The organism is Streptomyces sp. NPDC048172 (assembly GCF_043202595.1).
GTDB lineage: Bacteria > Actinomycetota > Actinomycetes > Streptomycetales > Streptomycetaceae > Streptomyces.
The window spans coordinates 694,836-715,137 of sequence record NZ_JBIDAT010000001.1 but is presented as its reverse complement, the minus strand read 5'-3'; the positions used below and the strand labels follow the sequence as shown (position 1 = coordinate 715,137).

Annotated in this window: 16 protein-coding genes and 1 pseudogene; 1 reads left to right on the top strand and 16 read right to left on the bottom strand. The window is 71.3% G+C overall.

The genetic code is table 11. The features are described from left to right. Positions 1-114: 114 nt before the first annotated feature. From ACGF3A_RS03230 to ACGF3A_RS03170, 13 genes and pseudogenes are all read right to left on the bottom strand, one after another. A pseudogene (locus ACGF3A_RS03230) lies at positions 115-612 on the bottom strand (EF-hand domain-containing protein); the annotation flags it as partial. After that, a complete protein-coding gene (locus ACGF3A_RS03225; protein ID WP_393725219.1) occupies positions 507-2,030 on the bottom strand; it encodes a sensor histidine kinase in 1,524 nt (507 codons plus the stop codon). The gene ACGF3A_RS03225 and the pseudogene ACGF3A_RS03230, both read right to left, overlap by 106 nt. A 2-nt stretch (positions 2,031-2,032) precedes the next feature. Beyond that, entirely contained in the window at positions 2,033-2,926 is an 894-nt protein-coding gene (locus ACGF3A_RS03220) for a DUF5936 domain-containing protein (RefSeq protein ID WP_393725217.1), read from the bottom strand. Positions 2,927-2,930: 4 nt separating this feature from the next. Next, the gene (locus ACGF3A_RS03215; protein WP_393725215.1) at positions 2,931-3,944 is read right to left on the bottom strand and encodes a type II secretion system F family protein; all 1,014 of its coding nucleotides are present in this window, start codon (positions 3,942-3,944) and stop codon (positions 2,931-2,933) included. A gap of 10 nt (positions 3,945-3,954) precedes the next feature. Beyond that, entirely contained in the window at positions 3,955-5,313 is a 1,359-nt protein-coding gene (locus ACGF3A_RS03210; RefSeq protein WP_393725213.1) for a CpaF family protein, read from the bottom strand. 38 nt (positions 5,314-5,351) lie between these two features. Further along, complete coding sequence (locus tag ACGF3A_RS03205) at positions 5,352-5,675, bottom strand: TadE/TadG family type IV pilus assembly protein (protein ID WP_393727118.1); 324 nt, start codon at positions 5,673-5,675, stop codon at positions 5,352-5,354. 305 nt (positions 5,676-5,980) lie between these two features. Further along, entirely contained in the window at positions 5,981-7,705 is a 1,725-nt protein-coding gene (locus ACGF3A_RS03200) for a CpaE family protein (protein WP_393725211.1), read from the bottom strand. 28 nt (positions 7,706-7,733) lie between these two features. Continuing rightward, the gene (gene cpaB, locus ACGF3A_RS03195) at positions 7,734-8,480 is read right to left on the bottom strand and encodes a Flp pilus assembly protein CpaB (protein WP_393725209.1); all 747 of its coding nucleotides are present in this window, start codon (positions 8,478-8,480) and stop codon (positions 7,734-7,736) included. Next, positions 8,477-9,436: a hypothetical protein gene (locus ACGF3A_RS03190; RefSeq protein WP_393725207.1), complete on the bottom strand. Its 960-nt coding sequence runs from the start codon at positions 9,434-9,436 to the stop codon at positions 8,477-8,479. Before ACGF3A_RS03190 ends, cpaB begins: the two co-directional genes overlap by 4 nt. Before the next feature lie 232 nt (positions 9,437-9,668). Continuing rightward, positions 9,669-11,363, bottom strand: coding sequence for a hypothetical protein (locus ACGF3A_RS03185; protein WP_393725205.1), 1,695 nt, complete (start codon positions 11,361-11,363; stop codon positions 9,669-9,671). Continuing rightward, positions 11,360-13,108 carry a PQQ-binding-like beta-propeller repeat protein gene (locus tag ACGF3A_RS03180; RefSeq protein ID WP_393725203.1) on the bottom strand — a complete coding sequence of 583 codons (1,749 nt, stop codon included), beginning with the start codon at positions 13,106-13,108 and terminating at the stop codon, positions 11,360-11,362. The genes ACGF3A_RS03185 and ACGF3A_RS03180 overlap by 4 nt, the downstream gene beginning before the upstream one ends. Beyond that, entirely contained in the window at positions 13,105-14,799 is a 1,695-nt protein-coding gene (locus ACGF3A_RS03175; RefSeq protein WP_393725201.1) for a PQQ-binding-like beta-propeller repeat protein, read from the bottom strand. Before ACGF3A_RS03175 ends, ACGF3A_RS03180 begins: the two co-directional genes overlap by 4 nt. 64 nt (positions 14,800-14,863) lie before the next feature. After that, positions 14,864-16,165, bottom strand: a complete 1,302-nt coding sequence (locus ACGF3A_RS03170; protein WP_393725199.1) for an Nramp family divalent metal transporter — start codon at positions 16,163-16,165, stop codon at positions 14,864-14,866. A 167-nt stretch (positions 16,166-16,332) separates the two neighbouring features. Here ACGF3A_RS03170 and ACGF3A_RS03165 point away from each other — a divergent pair, with 167 nt between their 5' ends. After that, positions 16,333-17,361 carry a chitinase gene (locus ACGF3A_RS03165; protein WP_393725197.1) on the top strand — a complete coding sequence of 343 codons (1,029 nt, stop codon included), beginning with the start codon at positions 16,333-16,335 and terminating at the stop codon, positions 17,359-17,361. Between the two features lie 124 nt (positions 17,362-17,485). Here ACGF3A_RS03165 and ACGF3A_RS03160 read toward each other — a convergent pair whose 3' ends face one another. The 3 genes from ACGF3A_RS03160 to ACGF3A_RS03150 all read right to left on the bottom strand — a co-directional run bounded on the left by ACGF3A_RS03160 (position 17,486) and on the right by ACGF3A_RS03150 (position 20,161). Continuing rightward, a complete protein-coding gene (locus ACGF3A_RS03160) occupies positions 17,486-18,349 on the bottom strand; it encodes a serine protease (RefSeq protein WP_393725195.1) in 864 nt (287 codons plus the stop codon). Positions 18,350-18,451: 102 nt separating this feature from the next. Then, on the bottom strand, positions 18,452-19,306 hold the full coding sequence (locus tag ACGF3A_RS03155) for a serine protease (protein WP_393725193.1): 855 nt from the start codon (positions 19,304-19,306) through the stop codon (positions 18,452-18,454). A 9-nt stretch (positions 19,307-19,315) separates the two neighbouring features. After that, positions 19,316-20,161, bottom strand: coding sequence for a serine protease (locus ACGF3A_RS03150; protein WP_393725191.1), 846 nt, complete (start codon positions 20,159-20,161; stop codon positions 19,316-19,318). Positions 20,162-20,302: the final 141 nt, after the last annotated feature.

Sequence of the window (20,302 nt, the reverse complement as noted above, 5' to 3'; positions counted from 1 at the left end):
TTCGGTCTGATCAACAACGCACCGGCACGTCGTGCCGCCCGTGCGCCACGTTGTGTGAGCGTACTGACGTGGCCACTTCAGTAACAGCCCCACCCTCCCGTCGCGCGGGTCGGGTCAGGAGGGGTCGAGGGGTCCGAGGAGCCAGGTTCCGGTGGAGCGGGGGTCCTCGGAGAAGTAGAACTCGCGGATGGCCTCCAGCATCTGGGAGGCGGTGATCAGGCCGTCCGCGTCCGTGTCGAGGCGGCCGAAGACCTCGCGGGCGTCGGCCTCCGGGAGGTTCATCAGCGCTCCGGTCCACAGGACCTGTTCGTCCCTGGTGAGCCTGCCGTCGCCGTCGCGGTCGGCGATGGCCATGAGGGCGTCGAGGAAGGGGACGTAGCCCTCGGCGAAGGAGTCGGGGGTCACCAGGAGTCCGGCGGCGAAGGCGGACTTGTACTCGGCCTCGGTGATGCGCCCGTCGCCGTCGCGGTCGGCGACGCGCGTGAGCCGCTCCCAGAGGCCGAGGCTCAGGTTCCGTAGCCGCTCCAGCTCCTTGGAGTCCGGTCCGTGCCCGAACGCGTCGCCCAGGCGTGAGACGGCCGTCTCGAAGTCCTCACGGTCGACGAAGCCGTCACCGTCGCTGTCGTACGTGGCGAACCGGCGGGCCAGTTTGCGGTCGAGGAATGCTGAGATCTCCACTGCGGACCTCCAGTAGTGGGTGGGGGCGGGGGCGGAACCGGAACGTGCAGGGGGAGTTCGAGGCGGACCTCCGTCCCGTGCGCGGCCGTGCCGCGCCCGACGCGGAGGCGGGCGCCGATCTCCGCGGCGCGCTCCACCATGCCGAGCAGCCCGAAGTGGCCCCGCTCGCGGAGCGCGGAGAGGGTGAGGGACGGCGGGAGGCCGCGCCCGTCGTCGTAGACGGTGAGGCGGTACGTACGGCCGACGCGGGCCGCCGTCACCTGGACGTGCGTGGGGTCGCCGTGCCGGTGGGCGTTCTCCAGCGCCTCCTCGGCGATGGTGAGGGCCTGGCGGACCACGGGGGCGGGCAGTACGGCCTCCGGCCCGGCCGCCTCGAAGTCGGCGCGGATGCCGGTGCGGCCCTCGAAGTCCTTGACGCGGCGCCTCAGCTCGTCCGCGAGGTCGGTCCCGTCCGTGTGCCGCCAGGTCTCGCCGCGCAGCCCGGAGAGGATGTCGCGGGACTCGCTCGCGGCGCGGCGCGCGGCGGAGGCGACCACGGCGGCCTGCCTGCCCAGCGTTCCGGGGTCCGTGCGGTCGGCGGAGCGGGCCAGGCCCTCGGCGGCCAGCGCGAGGCCGTGCAGGGTCTTGGCGACCGAGTCGTGCATCTCGCGGGCGAGCCGGGTCCGCTCGGCCTCCACGGCGTCCGTCACGGCGAGCCGCGAGCGCGCCTCGGAGAGGGCGTGCGTGGCCGAGCCGAAGCGGAACATCAGGTTGCGCAACGTGACGCCGACGACGCCCGCGACCACGCAGAACCCCGCCAGCAGCAGGGTGCTCGCGGCGAGGGAGAGGTCCTGGCCCCACGCGTGGTACGCCACGCACAGCAGCGCCATCTGGAGCCCCGTGAAGAGACCCGCACGGCGCCACCCGTACAGCAGGCCCGCCAGCAGCGAGGTGCTGACGGTGATGTAGCCGACCGGCGAGTTCGACGTCGCCGTCACCAGCATCGGGGCGAGGCAGGCGGCGTCGGCGGCGAGCAGCGCGGGGTGCCGCAGCAGCAGCGGCCCGAACCGGTCCCAGTCCCGCAGCACGGCGTACGACACGAGCACCGTCAGACAGATAGCCCCGCCCACCAGCCAGACGGGCAGCGAGGCGCCGGAGAGCGCGAAGGGCGTACTGACGGCCGTGATGACGATGCGGAACGTGAAGACCTGACGGCAGAGCGCCTGGAGGGCATTGAGCTGAATCCCGGGCGCAGGCGCCCCGCAGGGGCGCGGGGAACTGCGCGGCCAACCACCGCGCACCCGCAGCCTGCGGAGCACGGCCAGGGGCACCCCCCGCCCAGCCCTCGGAAAGAGGACACGGTCGACAGCCACGGTCAGCCACCGTTCAAGACAGACCCGAAGTCTGTGTCGGACCCGAGGATGAAGGTGGCGACGATCAAGATCAAAGTACCGGGCAGCAGGAAGGCGATCGTGGTCATCGTCGCCTTCGGCACCGTCTTGGCGGCCTTGCGGCGAGCGTTCTGCGCGTCCGTGCGGCGCATGTCCGTGGCGATCTGGATGAGGGTCTCGGCGATCGGGGCGCCCAGCTCCTCGCCCTGCTGGAGCGCGGTGACGAACTGGTCGACCTGGTCGCTGGAGTTCCGCTTGCGCAGTTCGTCGAAGGCCTGGCGGCGGCTGACGCCCATGTCCATCTGGCGCAGGGTGATGCGGAGTTCGTCGGCCCAGGGGCCGGTGTAGCGGTCGGCGACGCGCTCCAGGGCCTGGCGGAAGCCGAGACCGGCGGAGACGACGACCGCGAGGACGTCCAGGAAGTCCGGGAGCGTCCGTTCGATGACGCGCTTGCGGTCGCGGATCGCCTGCCAGATGCCCAGGTCGGCGGCGAACCAGCCGAAGGCGAGGACGAGGACCAGGAAGAAGACGCTCCCGGCGGCGAGCCCGAGCAGGCCCATGACGATGCCGAAGAGGCCGTACGCGGCCCGGCGCGCGGCGTACCGCTGGATGGTGAGGCCGCCGGGGTTGCCCGCCTGGTCGATCTTCTTCCGCTTCTTGTCGACCAGGGACGGGCCCATGAGCTGGAGGACGAGGGGCGCGAAGCGCATGCCTATCCGGTCGATGGCGCGCTGGCGCGGGGTCGCGCGGGTGGCGCCGACCTCCAGCGCGACCTCCAGGTCGGGCGGCAGCTTCGTCTCCGCGCGGTACATCCGTACGCCCGCGAAGGCGCCGTAGACCGCGAAGCCGAAGACCGTGGCGAGCAGCAGGGCGACCATCGGACTACACCTCGATCCTGCCGAGGCGGCGGATGACGAGGAACCCGGCGGCGAAGAGGCCGACCGCGATCAGCATCGCGACCTGCCCGATCGGGGAGCCGGTGACGCGGGCGAGGGCGCCCGGCATCATCGAGTTCATCATCAGCATCGCGCCCAGGCCGAGCAGGGGGATCGTGAACGCCGTGGCGTTGACCTCGGCGAGCATCGTGCGGACCTCGCGCCGGGTCTCCTTGCGCTCCTCCAGCGTGCTGGTGAGGTTGCGCAGCGAGCCGACGATGGTGCCGCCCGCGCGGTTGGAGAGGACGAGCGTGGTGACGAGGACGACGAGCTCGCGGGAGGGCAGCCGCTCGGCGAGCTCGTTGAGCGCGTCGTCGATGGAGCGGCCGACGGCGAGCTGGTTGGTGACGAGCCGCAGCTCGTCGCCCGCGGGGGCCTCCAGCTCCTCGGCGGCCATGCCCAGGGCCGTACGGAGAGCGAGCCCGGCCGAGGTCGCGTTGGCCAGGATCCGGGAGAGCTCGGGGAGCTGGTTGATGAACTGCTCCGTACGCCGCTGCCGCTGGTAGTTGAGGAACGCGTTCGCGGCGAGCGCCCCGAACAGCCCCGCGATCGGCCCGAAGAACGGCGCGAGGACCGAGGCGGCGCCCAGCCACAGCACGGCCACGAGACCGGTCATGTAGACGAAGAACTCGCCCGGCGTCAGGTCGAGCCCGGTCGCGGCCAGCTTGAGATGGAGCTTGCGGCCGACGCCCGTGGCGCGCAGGCGGCGGTCGAGCGCGGCGAAGTGGCGGCGCCTGCCGCCGCTGCCCGGCGGCAGCTCCAGCCCGTGGCCGCCGCTCGCGGTGAGCCGCTCGATCAGCGCGCGGCGCCGGGCACGGCCCGAGGCGTAGGTCAGGATGCCGACGGTGGCGAAGGCGCCCGCGACGAGCGTGGCGCCCAGCGCGAACTGGGCGGTGGCGTCCAGCGCGAGGGGAAGCACGGCGGAACCGGCGGAGGTCGGGGTCGTCAGGGCGGTCGTCATGGCGGGGTCCTCAGACTGCCTCTCTGGTGTCGAGCTGGTCGGCGGAGCGGGCCACGCCGAAGGCCGGGGGGACGGGTTCGCTGGCCATGTAGAGGCGGTCGGCCACGCGCGCCGGGACGGGCAGGTGCTCGAAGGTGCCGTGCACGCGTCCGTCGGCGGACATCGGGCGGGCCGCGAAGCGCGAGACGGTGGCTATCTGGAAGGTCTCGCGGCCGTGCGAGGCGAGGATCGAGATCTCCACGATCTTGCGGGAGCCGTCCGCGAGCCGCGCGAGCTGGATGATCACGTCGACGGCCGAGTTGATCTGGTCCTGGAGCGCCTCGAACGGCACCTCGACCTCCGACATCGAGGCGAGCGTCTGCAGCCGCATCAGCGCGTCCTCGGCGGTGTTCGCGTGCACGGTCGCGAGGGAGCCGTCGTGACCCGTGGACATGGCCTGCAGCATGTCCAGCGTCTCGCCGCCGCGCACCTCGCCGACGATGATCCGGTCGGGCCGCATGCGCAGCGAGTTCCGTACGAGGTCGCGCACGGTGACCTGGCCCTTGCCCTCCACGTTCGCCGGGCGCGTCTCCAGCCGGATGACGTGCTGCTGCTGGAGCTGGAGCTCGGCGGCGTCCTCGACGGTGATGATCCGCTCGTGGTCGGGGATCAGCGCGGACATCGCGTTCAGCAGCGTCGTCTTCCCGCTGCCCGTACCGCCCGAGACGATCAGGTTGAAACGGGCCCTGACGAAGCCGGAGAGCAGGGAGAGGAGGTGCTCGTCGAGGGTGCCGAGCGCGATCAGCTCGTTGAGCGTGTACGCGCGGGGGAAGCGGCGGATCGTGAGCGTGGCGCCCGTGAGGGAGAGCGGCGGAATGATCACGTTGACGCGCTCGCCGGAGGGGAGGCGCGCGTCCACCATCGGGTTCGACTCGTCCACACGCCTGTTGACGGTCGAGACGATGCGCTCGATCGTCTGCATCAGCTGCTCGTTGGAGGCGAAGCGGACGGGCACCTGCTCGACGCGGCCGCCGCGCTCCACGAAGATCTGGTCCGGGCCGTTGACCATGATCTCGGTGATCGAGCCGTCCTCCAGGAGCGGTTCGAGGACACCGAGCCCGAGGGCCTCGTCGACGACCCTCCGAATGAGGAGCGACCGGTCCTGCGTCGCGAGGACGGGGCCCTCGCGGCTGATGATGTGGCCCAGTACGCGTTCGAGGCGGGCGCGGCGCTCGGCGGGCGTGAGCGCCGACATCTCCGCGAGGTCGATCTCCTCCAGCAGCTTGGTGCGGTAGGCCGACACGAGGTGGCTCGTGCTGTCGGCGGCGGGCCGCCGCGCGTTCTGGGACAGCGCGCCTTCGGGAGTGGTGATGCGCGAGCGCAGGCTCACCGTCGGCCTCCTCTTTCTTCTCTGGCTCGGTCTCGGCCTCAGTCGCGGGGCATGGTCGCGGAGCGGCTGGCCTCGCCGAGGTTGCCGAGGCCGGGGATGAGGGAGGGGATGGTCACGGTCGTCGTCACCTTCACCTCCTCGCCACCACCGGCCAGCGCGAAACTCGCCCTGTTCGCCGTCCAGTTGGACATGGCGGCGCGACCGCTGGCCTCGTACGCGCCCTCGGTGTCCTCGTGGGTGGCGGTACGGGCCGCTGCGCGAGCGCCGGTCCCTGCTTGCTGGACGGCGTAGCCGACGAGCCCGAGCTGGATCGCCGCGACGGCGACGAGGAGCAGCAACGGGAGCATCCCGGCGAACTCGATAGAGCTGGACCCTCTGTCGCCGGAGCAGCGCCGCCGTACGTCCCGCCATCGCCGGGTGCCGCTTCGCCTGCGGCGAGCCTGCCCCAGTCCCGCCCCTTCCCGAATTCGCAAGGGGGTGCCCCTGCGCGACTCCCCGCGCGCGCGGGTGCGTAGTGGCTGGCCGCGCAGTTCCCCGCGCCCCTTACGGGGCACGTCTCGCGCTGCGCTTGGGCAGTCTGCGCCAGGGGCGCAGGGTGGGCAAGCGCAGGCCCGCACCCGCGAACGCACCGCACCACGACGTACCGAGGGCGCTAAGCGAAGGGCGCTCATTTCGGTTCGCCCTCCTCCGCCGCTCCGGCCTCGCCGTTCACGGTGAAGGGCATGCCCGCGCCACCCGGGAAGAGGATCGGGGTCTTCAGGTCGACCTTGGCCTTCCAGAGGTGGTCGCCCTTCGAGCAGGAGATGGCCGCGCCCTCAGCCCACTTGGTCGGCAAGTGCTCCTTCGCCGCGGACTCGCACGCGCCCTGCGAGTCCCCGTACGCCGCCGCCGAGGTCGCCGCGCGGGCCGCCTCGTCGGCGGCGTTGCCCGCGAGGGAGAAGGTGTAGCCGATCAGGACGCACTGCCACAGCAGGACGAGCGTGACGAGGACGATCGGGGCCATGCCCGCGAACTCGACGGAGAGCGAGCCCCGGTCGGAGCCGAGGTCGCGGCCGGGCGGCAGGGCGCGCTGCGCCGGGATGCCCTTGCCGCGCGGCAGCCCGGGGACCTGAGGGGTCTTGCGGTCGGAGGAGCGCCCCTTGGGCTTGCGGCGGGAACGGGACCGGGACCCCGGGTCGTCCTCGCGCACGAGGCCCAGCTCCCCCGCCAGGGCCCACAGCGCCTGCTTGACGCTGCTGCGGCTGTCGAGGTCCTGGACGCGGCCCGCGTCGACCGCCGACTGGAGCTCCTTGAAGTTCGAGGGGACCGTGGAGCGGGCCACCGGGGTGCCGGTGATGCGGGCGATCAGCGGGGGCTGGATCTCGGTGTGCCGGGAGGCCCGGTTGACGAGGGTGAGGGTCTCCTCGGCCTTGCGGATCTGGAGGCGTTCCCAGAGCCGGACCATGCGCTTGGCCGCCCGTACGGAGACGACGTCCGGGGTGGTGAGGAGGAGCGCGCTGTCGGCCATTTCGACGGCGGCGGCGTTGGCGGCGTTCATCTGGGTGCCGCAGTCGATGACGACGAGGTCGTAGCGGGAGCGCATCGCGGCGACGATCTGGCGGGCCGCGCGGTCGTCGACGTCCTCGCCGCGCTCGCCCTCGCCGGGGGCGAGGAGGAGGCCGAGCCCGGACTCGTGGGTGTAGACGGCGTCCTGGAGGACGCGGGGCGAGATGTCCTTGATGCCCGCGAGGTCGGCGACGGAGCGGCGGAACTGCACGTCGAGGTAGGAGCCGACGTCGCCCGCCTGGAGGTCCATGTCCACGAGCGCGGCGTTGCGCCCGGAGGCGCCCGCGGCGAGCGCGAGGTGCACGGCGGCGAGGGTGGTGCCGACGCCGCCCTTGGCGCCGGTCACGGTGACGACCGTACCGCCGGAGCCCGGGCCGCCGGGGCCCCCGGCCATCGCCATGCCCTCGGGTCCGGCGCCGAGCCCGAGGTGCCGGCGTACGCCCGTGGCCCAGGCGGAGGCCGCGCCGACGCGGGCCGCCAGCTCGTCGTAGACGAGGGGCAGGCCGAGGACGCCGCGCGCGCCCGCGTCCATGGCGGCCGAGTAGAGACCGGGGCTGGTGTCCTGGGTGATGAGGATGACGCCGACCGCCGGAAACCGGAGGGCCACCTCCCGGATCAGCTCCAGGGCGGGCAGCGGGCCGATCAGCTCGTGGACGAGGACCACTTCGGGCAGGTCGCCGAGCGAGGGCGGCTCGCCGGGACCGGCCTGCTGCGCCAGCGTGTCCAGCAGCTGCGTGGAGTCGATGGCGGGCGGGACGGGCTCGCTGTCCGGGAGCTGGCTGAGCAGGGTGACGACCGAGCGGGCCGCGTCAGGGTCGCTGACCGCGGGCTGGATACGAGTGACCATGGGCTGCCTCACGTCTCCTCACTCACCCTCACTTGTCGCCGGGGAGGGTGTAGGTGCGGTCGTCCTCGGGGACCTCGGCGTCATCGCCGGGAGCGACGAGGGCGAGACGGACGTTCTCGGCGAACGACTCGGCGTAGGCGACGCGCTGCGCGTCGACCGTGCTGAGGGCGAAGGTGATCGGGACGCCCTCGCGCTCGCGCTGCCGGGCGCGCTGGTCGTCGGCGTCGTCGCCGTGCTTCTTCAGCGGGGTCAGCTCGCCCACGTCGATGACCTTGGCCTGGCTGACGATGACCTTGGACTGGGACGGGGACTTGTTCGCCCCGCCCTTGGAGCTGTCGCGCTGCTCGCCCTCGAAGGTGGCGTAGATGTTGACGCGGCTGCCGGGGTTGATCTTCCCGGCGACGCCGGTCTCGGCGTCGATCATGATGGCGATCTCCTGCTCGCCCGCGGCGAGTTCGGGACGCTTGGCCATCATGTCGGACTGGAGCAGGGAGCCCTTCTTCAGCGGGTTGACCGCGATCCGGTGCCGGATGTCGGAGAGATTCGTGACGGCGGTCTCGGGCAGCCACCGCTTGGGCATGCTGACCTTCTTGACGTGCGACTCGTCCAGCGCCTTGTAGGCGGGCACGTCCTCCTTCAGCTCGTACGCCGTCGTCTCGTCCCCGACCTTGGACTCCACGTTCCTGATGACCGCGAGCACCCCGGCGAACGCCGCCAGGGCGCACACGAGCGAGACGGTCAGGAGTATGACGCCGCGGCGCTGGCGTGAGTTCATCGACGGATTCCTCGGGGGTCGGCGACGACGGCCTGGTCGGCCAGATCGGGGGACGTCGGAGCGGTCCCGGCCTCGGGTTGCGGGGCCGGAGCATGGGCCGGAGCGTGGGAGGGGGGCGGGGGCGGCGGGGCGGGGGCCGCGCAGAACGCGCAGCGGTCACCGATGAGTTCGAGCCCGCACCAGTGGCACTCGTCCCTGCGCACCGACGACACGAGCTGGTAGAGCACCGAGACGTCGGCGATGGCGGCCGTGAACTCGACGAGCTTGCCCGTGCCCCACCAGCGCGCCGAGTCCTCCGGCAGCCGCTCCTCGGCCACGTCGCCCACCCGCCACTCGCCCGCGAGCTCGGTGTGCGCCCACTCCGAGACGAGCTGCCCGCGCGCCACGGTGAGCTGCGTGGCGAACTGCGGCCCGGTGAGCGTGGTGCCGCGGCCGATGTCGCCGGTGTCCCCCACCCGTACGAGCTGCGGCTGGGGCGCCGCGAGCACCGCGAACTGGGCGCCGGGCATCCAGGACCTGGTGTGCGAGGTGAGCGTGACCGGCACCCGGTCGAGCTTGGCGACGGAGCCCAGCAGGGCGCCCGCGTAGAGGTAGTGGGTGAGCAGCCGCGCCGCCGCGCCCAGCACGCCGGGGGTGAAGTCGCAGAGGGAGAGCTGCCGCAACTGCCGTACGAGCACGCCCGTGGCGAGCGGCGGAAGGTCGACGGGGAGCAGGGCGACGCGATGACTGTCGAGGAGGGAGCGGAGGGTGTGCAGCCGGTGCACGTACGCGCGGGGCAGGGTGGCCGGGTAGACGGCGATCAGATACCCGTGCTGCTCCAGCAGCGCGTGCGTCTCGGCCAGCGCCTCTTCGAGCGGCTGCTCGCCGGGTGCCGTGAAGACATGGGCGCGGGGGGTGTGCCGATCGGGCGGGGACAGCATGTGGTCCTTGCTGGTGACCGCTAACGCCGTAGACACATCCGCCTCCGCACTCTGCGCCGCCCGGTCTGTCCCGCCTTGCTGATCTCGTTGTGTACCTGACGACATAACACACTATCGGCGGAGCCCCGCGCCGGAGAACACTTCACCTCACACGGTGCTCCGCCGCCAGCACTACCCGCGTAGGTGCCCCACCGAATCCCCAAACGGGAAGAACGGGGTGAGGGCCCGTACTGCTTTTCCGTACGGGCCCTCTCCGTCGCACCGTGCGTCAGCGCGGGGCCCGCAGGGAGCGGAGGACGTCCGCCGCCGCCGATCGTGCCGCGCGTTCCGTCTCCTCCGGGCTCGGGGAGTGGCGGTACTTGTCGCGGTGGAGGGTCTCCGTTCCCGCGACGACCTGGACGGTGATGTCGCGGTGGCGGGCCAGCACGATGGTCCGGTTCTGGCCGCGTGAGCCGCCGGACGAGGCGGACTTCGCCTCCGTGCCGACGCCGCGTACCGGGCGGGCGTCGGCCAGCATCCCGGAGGCCAGCGGCGACTCGGGGGCGCGGTACTCCTTCTTCGCCTCGGCGACGTCGTCGTGCTTCTCGGTCTCGACCTCCAGTTCGCGCTTCACGCCCCTCGGCTCGTACTGCTCCACCCAGTGGCAGCTCTCCGGCGGCGGGCGGTCGTCCGCCAGCTTCATCGTGCGCAGGGTGCGCGGCGTGACCGCGTCGCACGCGGCGCCCAGGGGGTTCTGGACCGGGGTCTGCGTGGCGGGCGGGGTGTAGCGCTTCGCGGTGCCGCGGGGCGGGAGTTCGTAGGCGATCAAGCGCTGGGCCCCGGCGCGTGTCTGGCCCAGGACGTAGAGGCGGCGGGCGTCCGTCGCGAAGGGGCGGGCCGCCGCCTTCAGGCCCGTGAGGCGGCCCAGGGTGCGGGGGGCGCCGGTCCGCAGGTCGTGGGTGACGAGCCACTTCTCCAGGCTGCTGTACTGCCGCGCCGAGAGGAGGGCGCCGTTGCGGATGCCGACGTCGAGCTCGGCCGCCGTGCGCTTCGCGGTCCAGGCGCGTTTGCCGGTGCGCATGTCGTAGGCGTACGTACGGGGGTCGTCGGCGAAGGTCGCCACCAGGATGCCGCGGCCCGTGAGCGGGGCCTCCCGGTTCGTGGTGATCAGCTCCTTGCCGAGCGGCTTTCCGGGCCCGTACGCGCGGTAGTTGCGGTGGCCCTTCTCCTGCGCGTCGAGCACCACGGGGTCGGCGGAGACGAGGCCTTCGAGTCGGGCGCCCTCGCGGGCGACGGGGCGGTGCCAGAGCCGGGTGCCCTTGTCCGCGTCGTACACCGCGAACTCGCTCCTGGTGTGCAGGGCGATGTGCTGGCCGTCGTGGTCGATGACGTCCACGCCGTCCCGGTCCTTGGGGACGTGCGGGAGGGCGGGGAGCTTGCGGCCGTCCTTCTCCAGGCTGAAGCGGGCCAGCCCGTGGAAGCCGACCGTCGCGGTCAGCGTCGTCTCGCCGACGCTCACGCCCGGGGTGTTGTTCGGGGGCTCGCTCGTCTCCCCCAACGGCTTCGACCACAGGACCTTGCCCCGCCGGATGTCGACCGCGGCGGCGACGGAGCAGCGCTCGTCGCCGTCGCCCGCGTCGAGGAGGATCCCGCCGATGCCCTTCGCGTTGACCCCCTTCGAGAGCGCGCACACCCGTTCCGTGCCCTTGGGGAGAGGGAGCTGCCAGCGCTGCTCACCGGAGGACGTGGCGTGGCCGACGAGGTTCTTGCCGTCCTGGCCGGTCCGGAACGCGAGGATGCCCTTGCCGAGCCAGCTGTTCTTCCAGGGCTCGTAGACCCCGTCGCCCGAGGAGGGGACGCTCCAGGCCTGCTTCAGCCGGGGCGGCTTCGCCGGGGCGGGCTTCTCCCCGCCGCCGTCGCCCGTACAGGCGGTGGCGGCCAGGAGCGCGAGGAGCAGCGGGAGCGCGGTACGTACGCGGGTCATGAGGTCCTGTCCTTGAGCGAGCGCAGTACGTCCTCCGCGGCGCCGCGCGCGGCCCGCTCCGTCTGCTCGGGGCTGGGCGAGTCCGCGCGCGCCACGTCGGGGTCGGGGGCCCTCGTGTCGGGGTCGCGGGCCTCCGTGGCCGCCTTGACGACGACGGTGAACCGGCCGTGCCGGGCCAGGGCCCAGGAGGTGTTGTCCTCGCGGCTCTTTCCGCGCGTGAGCACCTTCGCCCCGCCGCCGAGGCCGCGCGCGCCCCGTGCCTGGCTCAGGTCCACGCCCCGCGCGAGGCCCTCGGGGTAGGCGAGTTCCCGCTTCGCCCGGGAGCGGGAGCCGTGGTCCTTCACCTCGACGGCGAGTTCACGCGTCACGCCCTCGGGTTCGTACTCCTCCTTCCATGTGCAGCTCTCGGGCGGCGGGCGGTCGCCCGACAGCTTCATGGCGCGCAGCGAGTCCGGTTTCACCGCCGCGCACGCCGCCTCCGCCTCGGAGGCCACGGACGCGTCGACGGTGTGCGCGGGCGCCTTGTAGGAGCGGGCGCTGCCGCGTGCGGGAAGCTCGTAGGCGCGGAGCAGCTCGGCTCCGCTCCGGTCGGTGCCCCTGACGTAGAGGCGGTGCGCGTCCCAGGCCAGGGGGGTGATCCCGGAGGCCTGGCCCGTGACGCGGCCGAGGGTGCGCGGGGCGCCGCCGCGCAGGTCGCGGGAGAGCAGCCACTTCTCGGCGCTGAACTGGCGGAGGGTCAGGACGGTGCCGCCCCGGATGCCCACGAGGCTCTCCGACGGCGCGAGCTTCCGCGCCCAGGCCCGTTTGCCGGTGCGCATGTCGTAGGCGAAGACGCGGTTGTCCTTCTCGTACGTCGTCACGAGGGTGCCCCGAGCGGTCAGCGGCGCCTCCCTGTTCGTACGGTTCAGCTCCCTGCCCAGCAGGGACTCCTCGCCCTCCCCGCCCAACGGTCCGTACGCGCGGGGGAAGCGGTGGCCCTTCTCCAGCGCGTCCAGGACCACGGGGTCACCGGAGAGCAGGCCCTCCAGATGGGTCCCCCGGCCCTTGGCGGGGCGGTGCCAGAGGCGGGTGCCCTTGTCCGCGTCGTACACCGCGAACCCGCTCTTGTTCTGCACGGCGACGTACCGCCCGTCGTGGTGCACGGGCCCGGAGTTGCTCCCGCCCCCGGAGAAGTGCGGGAGGTCGGGCAGCTTCCGCTTCCCTCCGTCGCCGCCGCCCTCCAGGCGGAACCGGGCCACGTCGTTCCAGCGGGCGGAGGCGGTGAGGGTCTTCTCGCCGACGCTCACGGGGACCTCGTCGCCCGTGGGGACGTCGCCCCGGCCCAGCGGCTCCTTCCACAGCACCTTGCCGCGCCGGACGTCGACGGCGGCGGCGACGGAGCAGCGCTCGTCGCCGTCGCCCGCGTCGAGCAGGACCCCTCCGACGCCCTTGCCGTTGACCCGCTCCGAGAGCGCGCACACGCCCGTGGTGCCCTTGGGGAGGGGCAGCTGCCAGCGCTGCTCGCCGGATCCTGCCGCGTATCCCGTGAGCTGGTCGCCCTGGCTGCCGGTGCGCATCGCGAGGACGCCGTGGGCGAGCCAGATCTTCTCGTGCGCCGACGCCGCGGGCTTCTGCGGGGACGGAATGCTCCACGCCTCCTTGAGCCGCGGCGGCTTCGCGGGGGCCGCCTTCTCCGCTCCGCCCGTGCAGGCCGTCGCCGTCAGCAGGACGAGCAGCAGGGGAACGGCGGTACGCGATCGTGTCATGCGGGGTCGTCCTTGAGTGAGCGCAGCACGTCCTTCGCGGCGCCGAGCGCGGCGCGCTCCGTCCCGCGCGGGGTGGGGCAGCTCCGGCGGATCGAGGGGTCCACGCTGGTGGTCTGCGTGCCGGCCTGCACCGTGAACGTGAGGGGGCCGTGGCGGACGACGACCTGGGCCGCGTTCTCCGCCCGCTCCGTGCCCTGCGTGTAGACCTTCGCCTCGGTGCCGAGTCCGTGCAGCGTGCGGGCCTTCCCCCGCTCGTTCACGGTGATCTGTCCCGCGTCGTGGAAGTCCTCCTCGGCCGCCGCGCGGTCGGTGGACTCCTTGAACGTGATCTTCAACGAGCGCTGCGCTCCGTACGGTTCGTGGTCCTCCCTCCACTCGCACGTCTCGGGCGTCGGGCGGCCCGGCGCGAGTTTCAGGTGGCGCAGCGAGCGGTCGGTGACGGCCTCGCAGTGGCCGCCGAGTTCGGGCGGAGCGCCGGTCTGCTCCGGGGGCCTCTGGTACTCCTGGGTGCTGCCGCGCTCCGGGAGGGTGTAGGCCACCAGGCGCTCGGCGCCCTCGGCCGTGCCGACCCGCGCGTAGAGGCGGTCGGAGTCCCAGGCCATCGCGTCGGCCTCCGAGGCGGTCCCCGTCAGGCGCCCGAGCGTGCGCGGCGCGGCGGTGCGCAGGTCATGGCTCCGCAGCCAGGTCTCCTCGCCGCTGAAGGCGTGGGTGGAGAGCAGGGCGCCGCCGCGGACGCCCACGAACAGGTCGAACGGCGAGAACGTACGCGCCCAGACCTCCTTGCCCGTGCGCATGTCGTACGCCCGTACCCGGGGGTCGTTCACGAACCGCGCCACGAGGACGCCGCGTCCCGTGAAGGGGGCGTCGCGCCCCGAGCGGATCAGCTCCTTGCCGAGCAGCTTCCCCGCCCCGTACGCGCGGTAGTGGCGGTGCCCCTTCTCGGCCGCGTCCAGGACCACGGGGTCGGCGGAGAGGAGGCCGCCGGTGAGGTGCGAGCCCTCGCGGGGGACGCGGTGCTGCCACAGGCGGGTGCCCTTGTCCGCGTCGTACAGCATGAACGCGTGCGCGGTGCGCAGGACGATGTGCCTGCCGTCGTGGTCGGCGCCGATGGGGGCGTTGACGCTCTTGGAGAGAGGGGGAAGCGCGGGGAGTTTCCGGCCCGGCTCGTCGCCGTCGAGACGGAAGCGGACGACCTCCCGCCAGCTCACCGTCGCGGTCAGCGTCCGTTCGCTGACGCTGACGCCGGGGCTGTCGGACGAGGGCTGGCTGGGCTCGCTCAGGGGCTTCGTCCACAGCACCCTGCCCTTGCGTGCGTCCACGGCGGCGGCGAGGGAGCACTCCCCGTCCTCGCCCTTGAGCAGGACCCCGCCGATCCCCTTGTCGTTCACCCGCTCGGAGAGCGCGCAGAGGCCCTCCGAGCCCTTGGGCAGCGGGAGCTGCCAGCGCCGCTCGCCCGAGGAGGCGCTGAGGCCGACGAGGTTGCGGCCGTCCGCGTCGGTGGGCAGGGCGAGCACGCCCTTGGCCTGCCACACCGTGTCCGGGAGCTGCGCGGGAGGGCCGGGGAACGGCACGCTCCACGCCTTCTTCAGCCGCGGCGGCTTCGCCGGGGCACCCTTCTCCTCGCCGCCGGTGCACGCCGTCGCCGTGAGCAGGGCGAGCAGCAGCGGAAGAGCGGTACGGAGTCGGGACATGCGGGGAGTGTAGGGGCGGACGGGCCGGTCGCCGCCGTGTTTCGTCTCACGCCGAAACACCCCCTCACCAGGGCAGATCCCGAATTTCCTCGACGCACAGCACCACGAAGAGGATCGCGGAGGCGGCGAGCAGGGTGTTGCTGAGCCAGCCGTTGCGCCATTCCCTGGGCGTGCGGGAGGTGTTGAGGAGCCAGAGCAGGGTGACGGCGAGGAACGGCATGAAGAAGGCGCCGAGCACGCCGTACGCGATGACGAGACCGAACGGCTGGTCGAGCCAGAGCAGCGTCATCGGCGGGAACGTCAGCCAGAGCAGGTACGCGCGGAAGGGGAGCGACCGCTCGCGCTCGCCGCGCGCGATCTCGACGACCTCCGTCTCCGCGGGGTCCTGGCCCGCGCGGTGCGCCCGTACGTGCGCGACGAAGTCGGCGAACATCAGGCCCACGCCGTGCCAGACGCCGATCAGCGAGGAGAAGGACGCGGCGAGGAAGCCGACCAGGAAGAGGTTCGCGGTGAAGGCGCCGAAGCGCCTCTCCAGGATCTCGTCGAGGTCGAGCAGCCCCTTGTCGCCCTCGGCGAGCGCGATCTGCGTGGAGTGCAGCAGCTCGGCGCCGACGATGAGCATGGCGATGACGAAGATGCCCGTGGTGACGTACGCGACGCGGTTGTCGAGCCGCATCATCCGCAGCCAGCTCACGTCGGTCCAGCCCTTGGCGTTGATCCAGTAGCCGTAGGCGGCCATGGTGATCGTGCCGCCGACGCCGCCGACGAGGCCCAGGGTGTAGATCATCGAGCCGGACGGGAGGGTCGGGGCCAGCCCGGCGAAGGCGTCTCCGAGGTCCGGGGAGACGCGGATCGCGCAGTAGACGACGACCACGAACATCACGCCGACGAAGATCATCATGATCTTCTCGACGATCGCGTAGCGGTTGCCCCAGACGAAGGCGAGGCCGACGAGCCCGGTGAGGATCGCCCACGCCTTGAGCGGCATGACGTCGGGGAAGAGGGCCTGGAGCGGCAGCGCCGAGGACGACATCGCGGTCGCGCCGTAGACGAAGCCCCACACCACCACGTAGACGGCGAAGTAGACCGTGGTCCAGGGGCCGAGGCTGCGCCAGCCGTCGAAGATGGTGCGGCCCGTGGCCAGGTGCCATCTGCCGGTGGCCTCGGCGAGGGCGATCTTGACGACGCAGCCGAGGACCGCGGCCCACAGCAGGGTGTAGCCGAACTTGCTGCCCGCGATCAGCGTGGCGACGAGGTCGCCCGCGCCGACGCCGGTCGCGGCCACGACCATGCCGGGGCCGATCATCTTCCAGCTCGGTTTGCGGATGGCCTTGCGGGTCTCCCCGTGGATCTCCTCTGCTGGCATGCCGCGCATGAAACCGCCGGAAGTCGATCAGCACAAGGGGAACGGACGTACCGGGTGCCCCGTCAGAGGTCTTGACAAGGGCATTGGTCTGGACCACGTTGTACGGCAAGCGCCGGGCCCAGCGCAGCTCCACCCATCCCCCATGTCCCCCCACATCGGAGGAAGTTGTGGCACGCGCAAAAAGACGCAGCTATCGGGTTCGCGCCCTCGTCGGGCTCGCGGCAGGCGCACTCGCCGCCGGTGGGCTGTTCGCGTTCGGGACGGCGAACGCGAACGCCGATGAGACCGCCGCGAGTTCACCGCGGGTCGGCGCCTCGGCCGTACCCAAGCACGCGGTGACCGGCTACTGGCAGAACTTCGACAACGGCGCCAAGGTCCAGACGATCGCCGACGTCCAGGACGAGTACGACATCATCGCGGTCGCCTTCGCGGACGCGACGAGCACGGCGGGCCAGGTCGACTTCAAGCTCGACCCGGCGCTGAACTACGACGAGGCGAAGTTCAAGGAGGACGTCGCCGCCAAGCAGAAGGCCGGCAAGTCCGTGATCATCTCGGTCGGCGGCGAGAAGGGCGCCGTCCAGGTGAGCGACGACGCCTCCGCCGACGCCTTCGCGAAGTCGATCACCGGCCTGATGGACAAGTACGGCTTCGACGGCGTCGACATCGACCTGGAGAACGGGCTCAACGCGACCTACATGACCAAGGCGCTCAAGGCGATCCACTCCGCCAAGCCCGACGTCGTGGTCACGATGGCGCCGCAGACCGTGGACATGCAGTCCCCGGAAAACGAGTACTTCAAGACGGCGCTCAACATCAAGGACTTCCTGACCGTCGTCAACATGCAGTACTACAACAGCGGTTCGATGAACGGCTGCGACGGCAAGGTCTACGCCTCCGGCACCGTCGACTTCCTCACCGCCCTGGCCTGTACGCAGATCAAGGGCGGCCTCGACCCCTCGCAGGTCGGCATCGGCACCCCGGCCTCCTCGAAGGCCGCGGGCTCGGGCTACGTCGAGCCGGGCGTCGTCAACGACGCGCTGGACTGCCTGGCCAAGGGCGAGAAGTGCGGCAGCTTCAAGCCGGACGAGAAGTGGCCCGGGATCCGGGGCGCGATGACCTGGTCCACGGCCTGGGACGCCGCCGACGGCGACAAGTGGTCGTCCGCGGTCGGACCGCACGTCCACGCGCTGCCGTAACGGCCGCTCGTACGGACCCGCGTGCGGGGCCACACCCCACCGTCTCGCACGTGCGCGCGACGCCCCCGGGCAGTCTCCGGCCCGGGGGCGTCGTCATGCGCGGACGAACGGTCCTGACTCCTGACTACGGCTTGGGCAGCACGCAGCGCGGGTTGTCCAGGTCGAGCTTGTTCCCCTTGCCGAAGCACGGCGTGATCAGGTACGTCTGCTGGCCGTAGGCGTTGAGGTGGCGGACGGTGACGTTGCCCTTCTTGTCCACCTCACAGGGGTTGTTCAGGGTGCACTTCTCGTTGTCCTCGTTGTGGGTGTTGTTCACGCCCACGACCTTGCCGGTCTTGTTGTCGACGACCGGGGAGCCGGAGGTGCCGCCCTTGGTCTGGCAGTCCATCGTGTAGCGGATGGAGTCCTTCCAGGTCCACTCCCCCTCCTTCAGGCGGTAGGCGAAGCCGTCCACCGCGCAGCCGAAGGTCTCCTTCCAGTAGCCGGAGACGACCGTGATCGCCCGGCCCTGGCGGGGGTGCTGGGGGTCGAGCTTGAGGGCGTCGATCCCGAACTTCTTCTTGATGTCCTTGTACGTGGACGTGACCTCGTACAGCGAGATGTCGGTGTCCGTCATCGTCGCGTACGCGATCTTGTCCGAGTGGATCTTCCCGGCGTCACTGCCGTCCGCCTTGAGCAGCGTGAAGTCGCGGCTCGTCTTCTTGTTGACGACGACCTCACCCGCGCCGGGCATGCCCTCCTGCAGACAGTGCCCGTTCGAGAGCACGAGCGCCTTGTCGGTGTCCTTCGAGCCCTTGAGCTTGACGACCGAGCCCGAACAGTTGCTGAGCGCGACCGTGCCCTCGAACGTGGGCGTCTTGGCCTTGGCAGCGGCCTTCTCCTCGGCCTGCGGCGCCTCCTGGGCGACCGCGGGCGAGGTGGCTATGCCCGCCAGCGCCGCCGCGCCGAACAGCGCGGCGGCGAGCGTACTGACGAGAGATCTCTTCATCTGTGGCTACTCCCTGTAGAGATACAGCGGTACAGCGGAATGACGGAACTGCTACGCCGTGCGCTGCGCTGCATCTCTACAGCGCGCCCCAGCCGGGCAGGCTCAGGGCTTGGGCAGAACGCAACCCTCCCGACCGAGGTCGATCTTGTTGCCCTCCGCCACGCACGGCGCGATGAGGTAGGTCTGCTGGCCGTAGCCGATCCCCTCGCGGACGGTGGTCTTACCGTTCTCGTCCACCTCGCAAGGGTTGTTCTCCGTGCACTCCTCGCCGCTCTCGTTCATCGTGTTGTTGACGCCCACGACCTTGCCCGAGGCGTCATCGACGACCGGCGAGCCGGAGGTACCGCCCTTGATCTTGCAGTCGGCGGTGTAGCGGATCGAGTCCTTCCAGGTCCAGTCGCCCTCCTTGAGCTCATGGACGAAGTCCTCGGCCGCGCAGCTGTACGTCTCCTTCCAGTACCCGGAGACGACAGTGATCTTGTTGCCCTTGGTGGGGTGCTCGGCGTCGAGCTCCAGGGCCTTGAGGCCGTACTTGTCCTCGATCTCCTTGTACGTGGACGTGGCCTCGTACAGCGAGACGTCGGTGTCGGTCATCGTCGCGTACGCGATCTTGTCCGAGCTGATCTTCCCGGCGTCGCTGCCGTCCGCCTTCAGCAGCGTGAAGTCGCGGTTGGTGGGCTTGTCGACGATGACCTCGCCCGCGCCCGGCATGCCCTCCTCCAGGCAGTGCCCGTTGGACATGACCAGGGCCTTGTCCTCGGGCTTGGAGTTGGGCATCTTCACGACGGAGCCCGAGCAGTTGCTGAGCGCGACCGTGCCCTCGAAGGTCGGGGCCTTCGGCGCCTTGGCCTGTGCGTCGGCCCCGACCGCGCCCGCGGGCGAGGTGGCGAGACCCGTGAGCGCCACCGCGCCGAAGAAGGCGGCGGCGCAGGTGCCTATGAGCGGCTTCTTACGCATGGGAGCCTCCTACGGCTTGGGGAGTTCGCAGCCTTCGCGACCGAGGTCGATCTTGTTGCCCTCAGCCACGCAGGGCGCGATGAGGTAGGTCTGCTGGCCGTAGTTGATGCCCTTGCGGACGGTCACCTTGCCGTTCTCGTCCACCTCGCACGGGTTGTTCATCGTGCACTCTTCGCCGTCCTCGTTGCCCGTGTTGTTGATGCCGACGATCTTGCCGGTGGCGTCGTCGACGATCGGGGAGCCCGAGGTGCCGCCCTTGGTCTTGCAGTCGGCGGTGTAGCGGATCGAGTCCTTCTGCGTCCAGCCGCCCTCCTTGAGCTGGTGCACGAAGTCGTCGATCTGGCAGGAGTACGTCTCCTTCCAGTACCCGGAGACGACGGTGATGGCCTTCCCCTTCTCCGGGTGCTCGGCGTTGAGTTCGAGCGCCTTGACCCCGTACTCGGACTCGATGTCCTTGTACGTGGAGTCGGTCTCGTACAGCGATATGTCGGTGTCGGTCATCGTGGCGTACGCGAGCTTCGTCGCCTTGATCTGGCCCGCGTCGCTGCCGTCCGCCTTCAGCACGGTGAAGCCGCGGCTGGAGGGCTGGTCGGTGACGACCGTGCCCGGGTCGGGCATGCCCTCTTCCAGACAGTGCCCGTTGGAGAGCACGAGCGCCTTGTCGTCGGGCTTGGAGTTGGGCATCTTCACGACGGAGCCCGAACAGTTGCTGAGCGCCACGGTGCCCTCGAAGCTGGGCGCCTTTGCCTTGGCCTGCGGCGCCTCCTGGGCGGCGGCAGGCGAGGTGGCGAGGCCGGTGAGCGCGCCCGCTCCGAAGAGCGCGAGCGCGAACGTGCCGACGAGAGGTCTTTTCATGTGGGGGTTCCTCTCTTGGTACCGAAGGTCTATTCGGTGTGACGCCGTGCATTCTTGGGCCACGAGAGGTTCACCCACAAGAGTGCCCCCGGAAATGATCAAACCAATTCCGGGGGCAAAGCGGCGGGTTGGGCGCGTTTC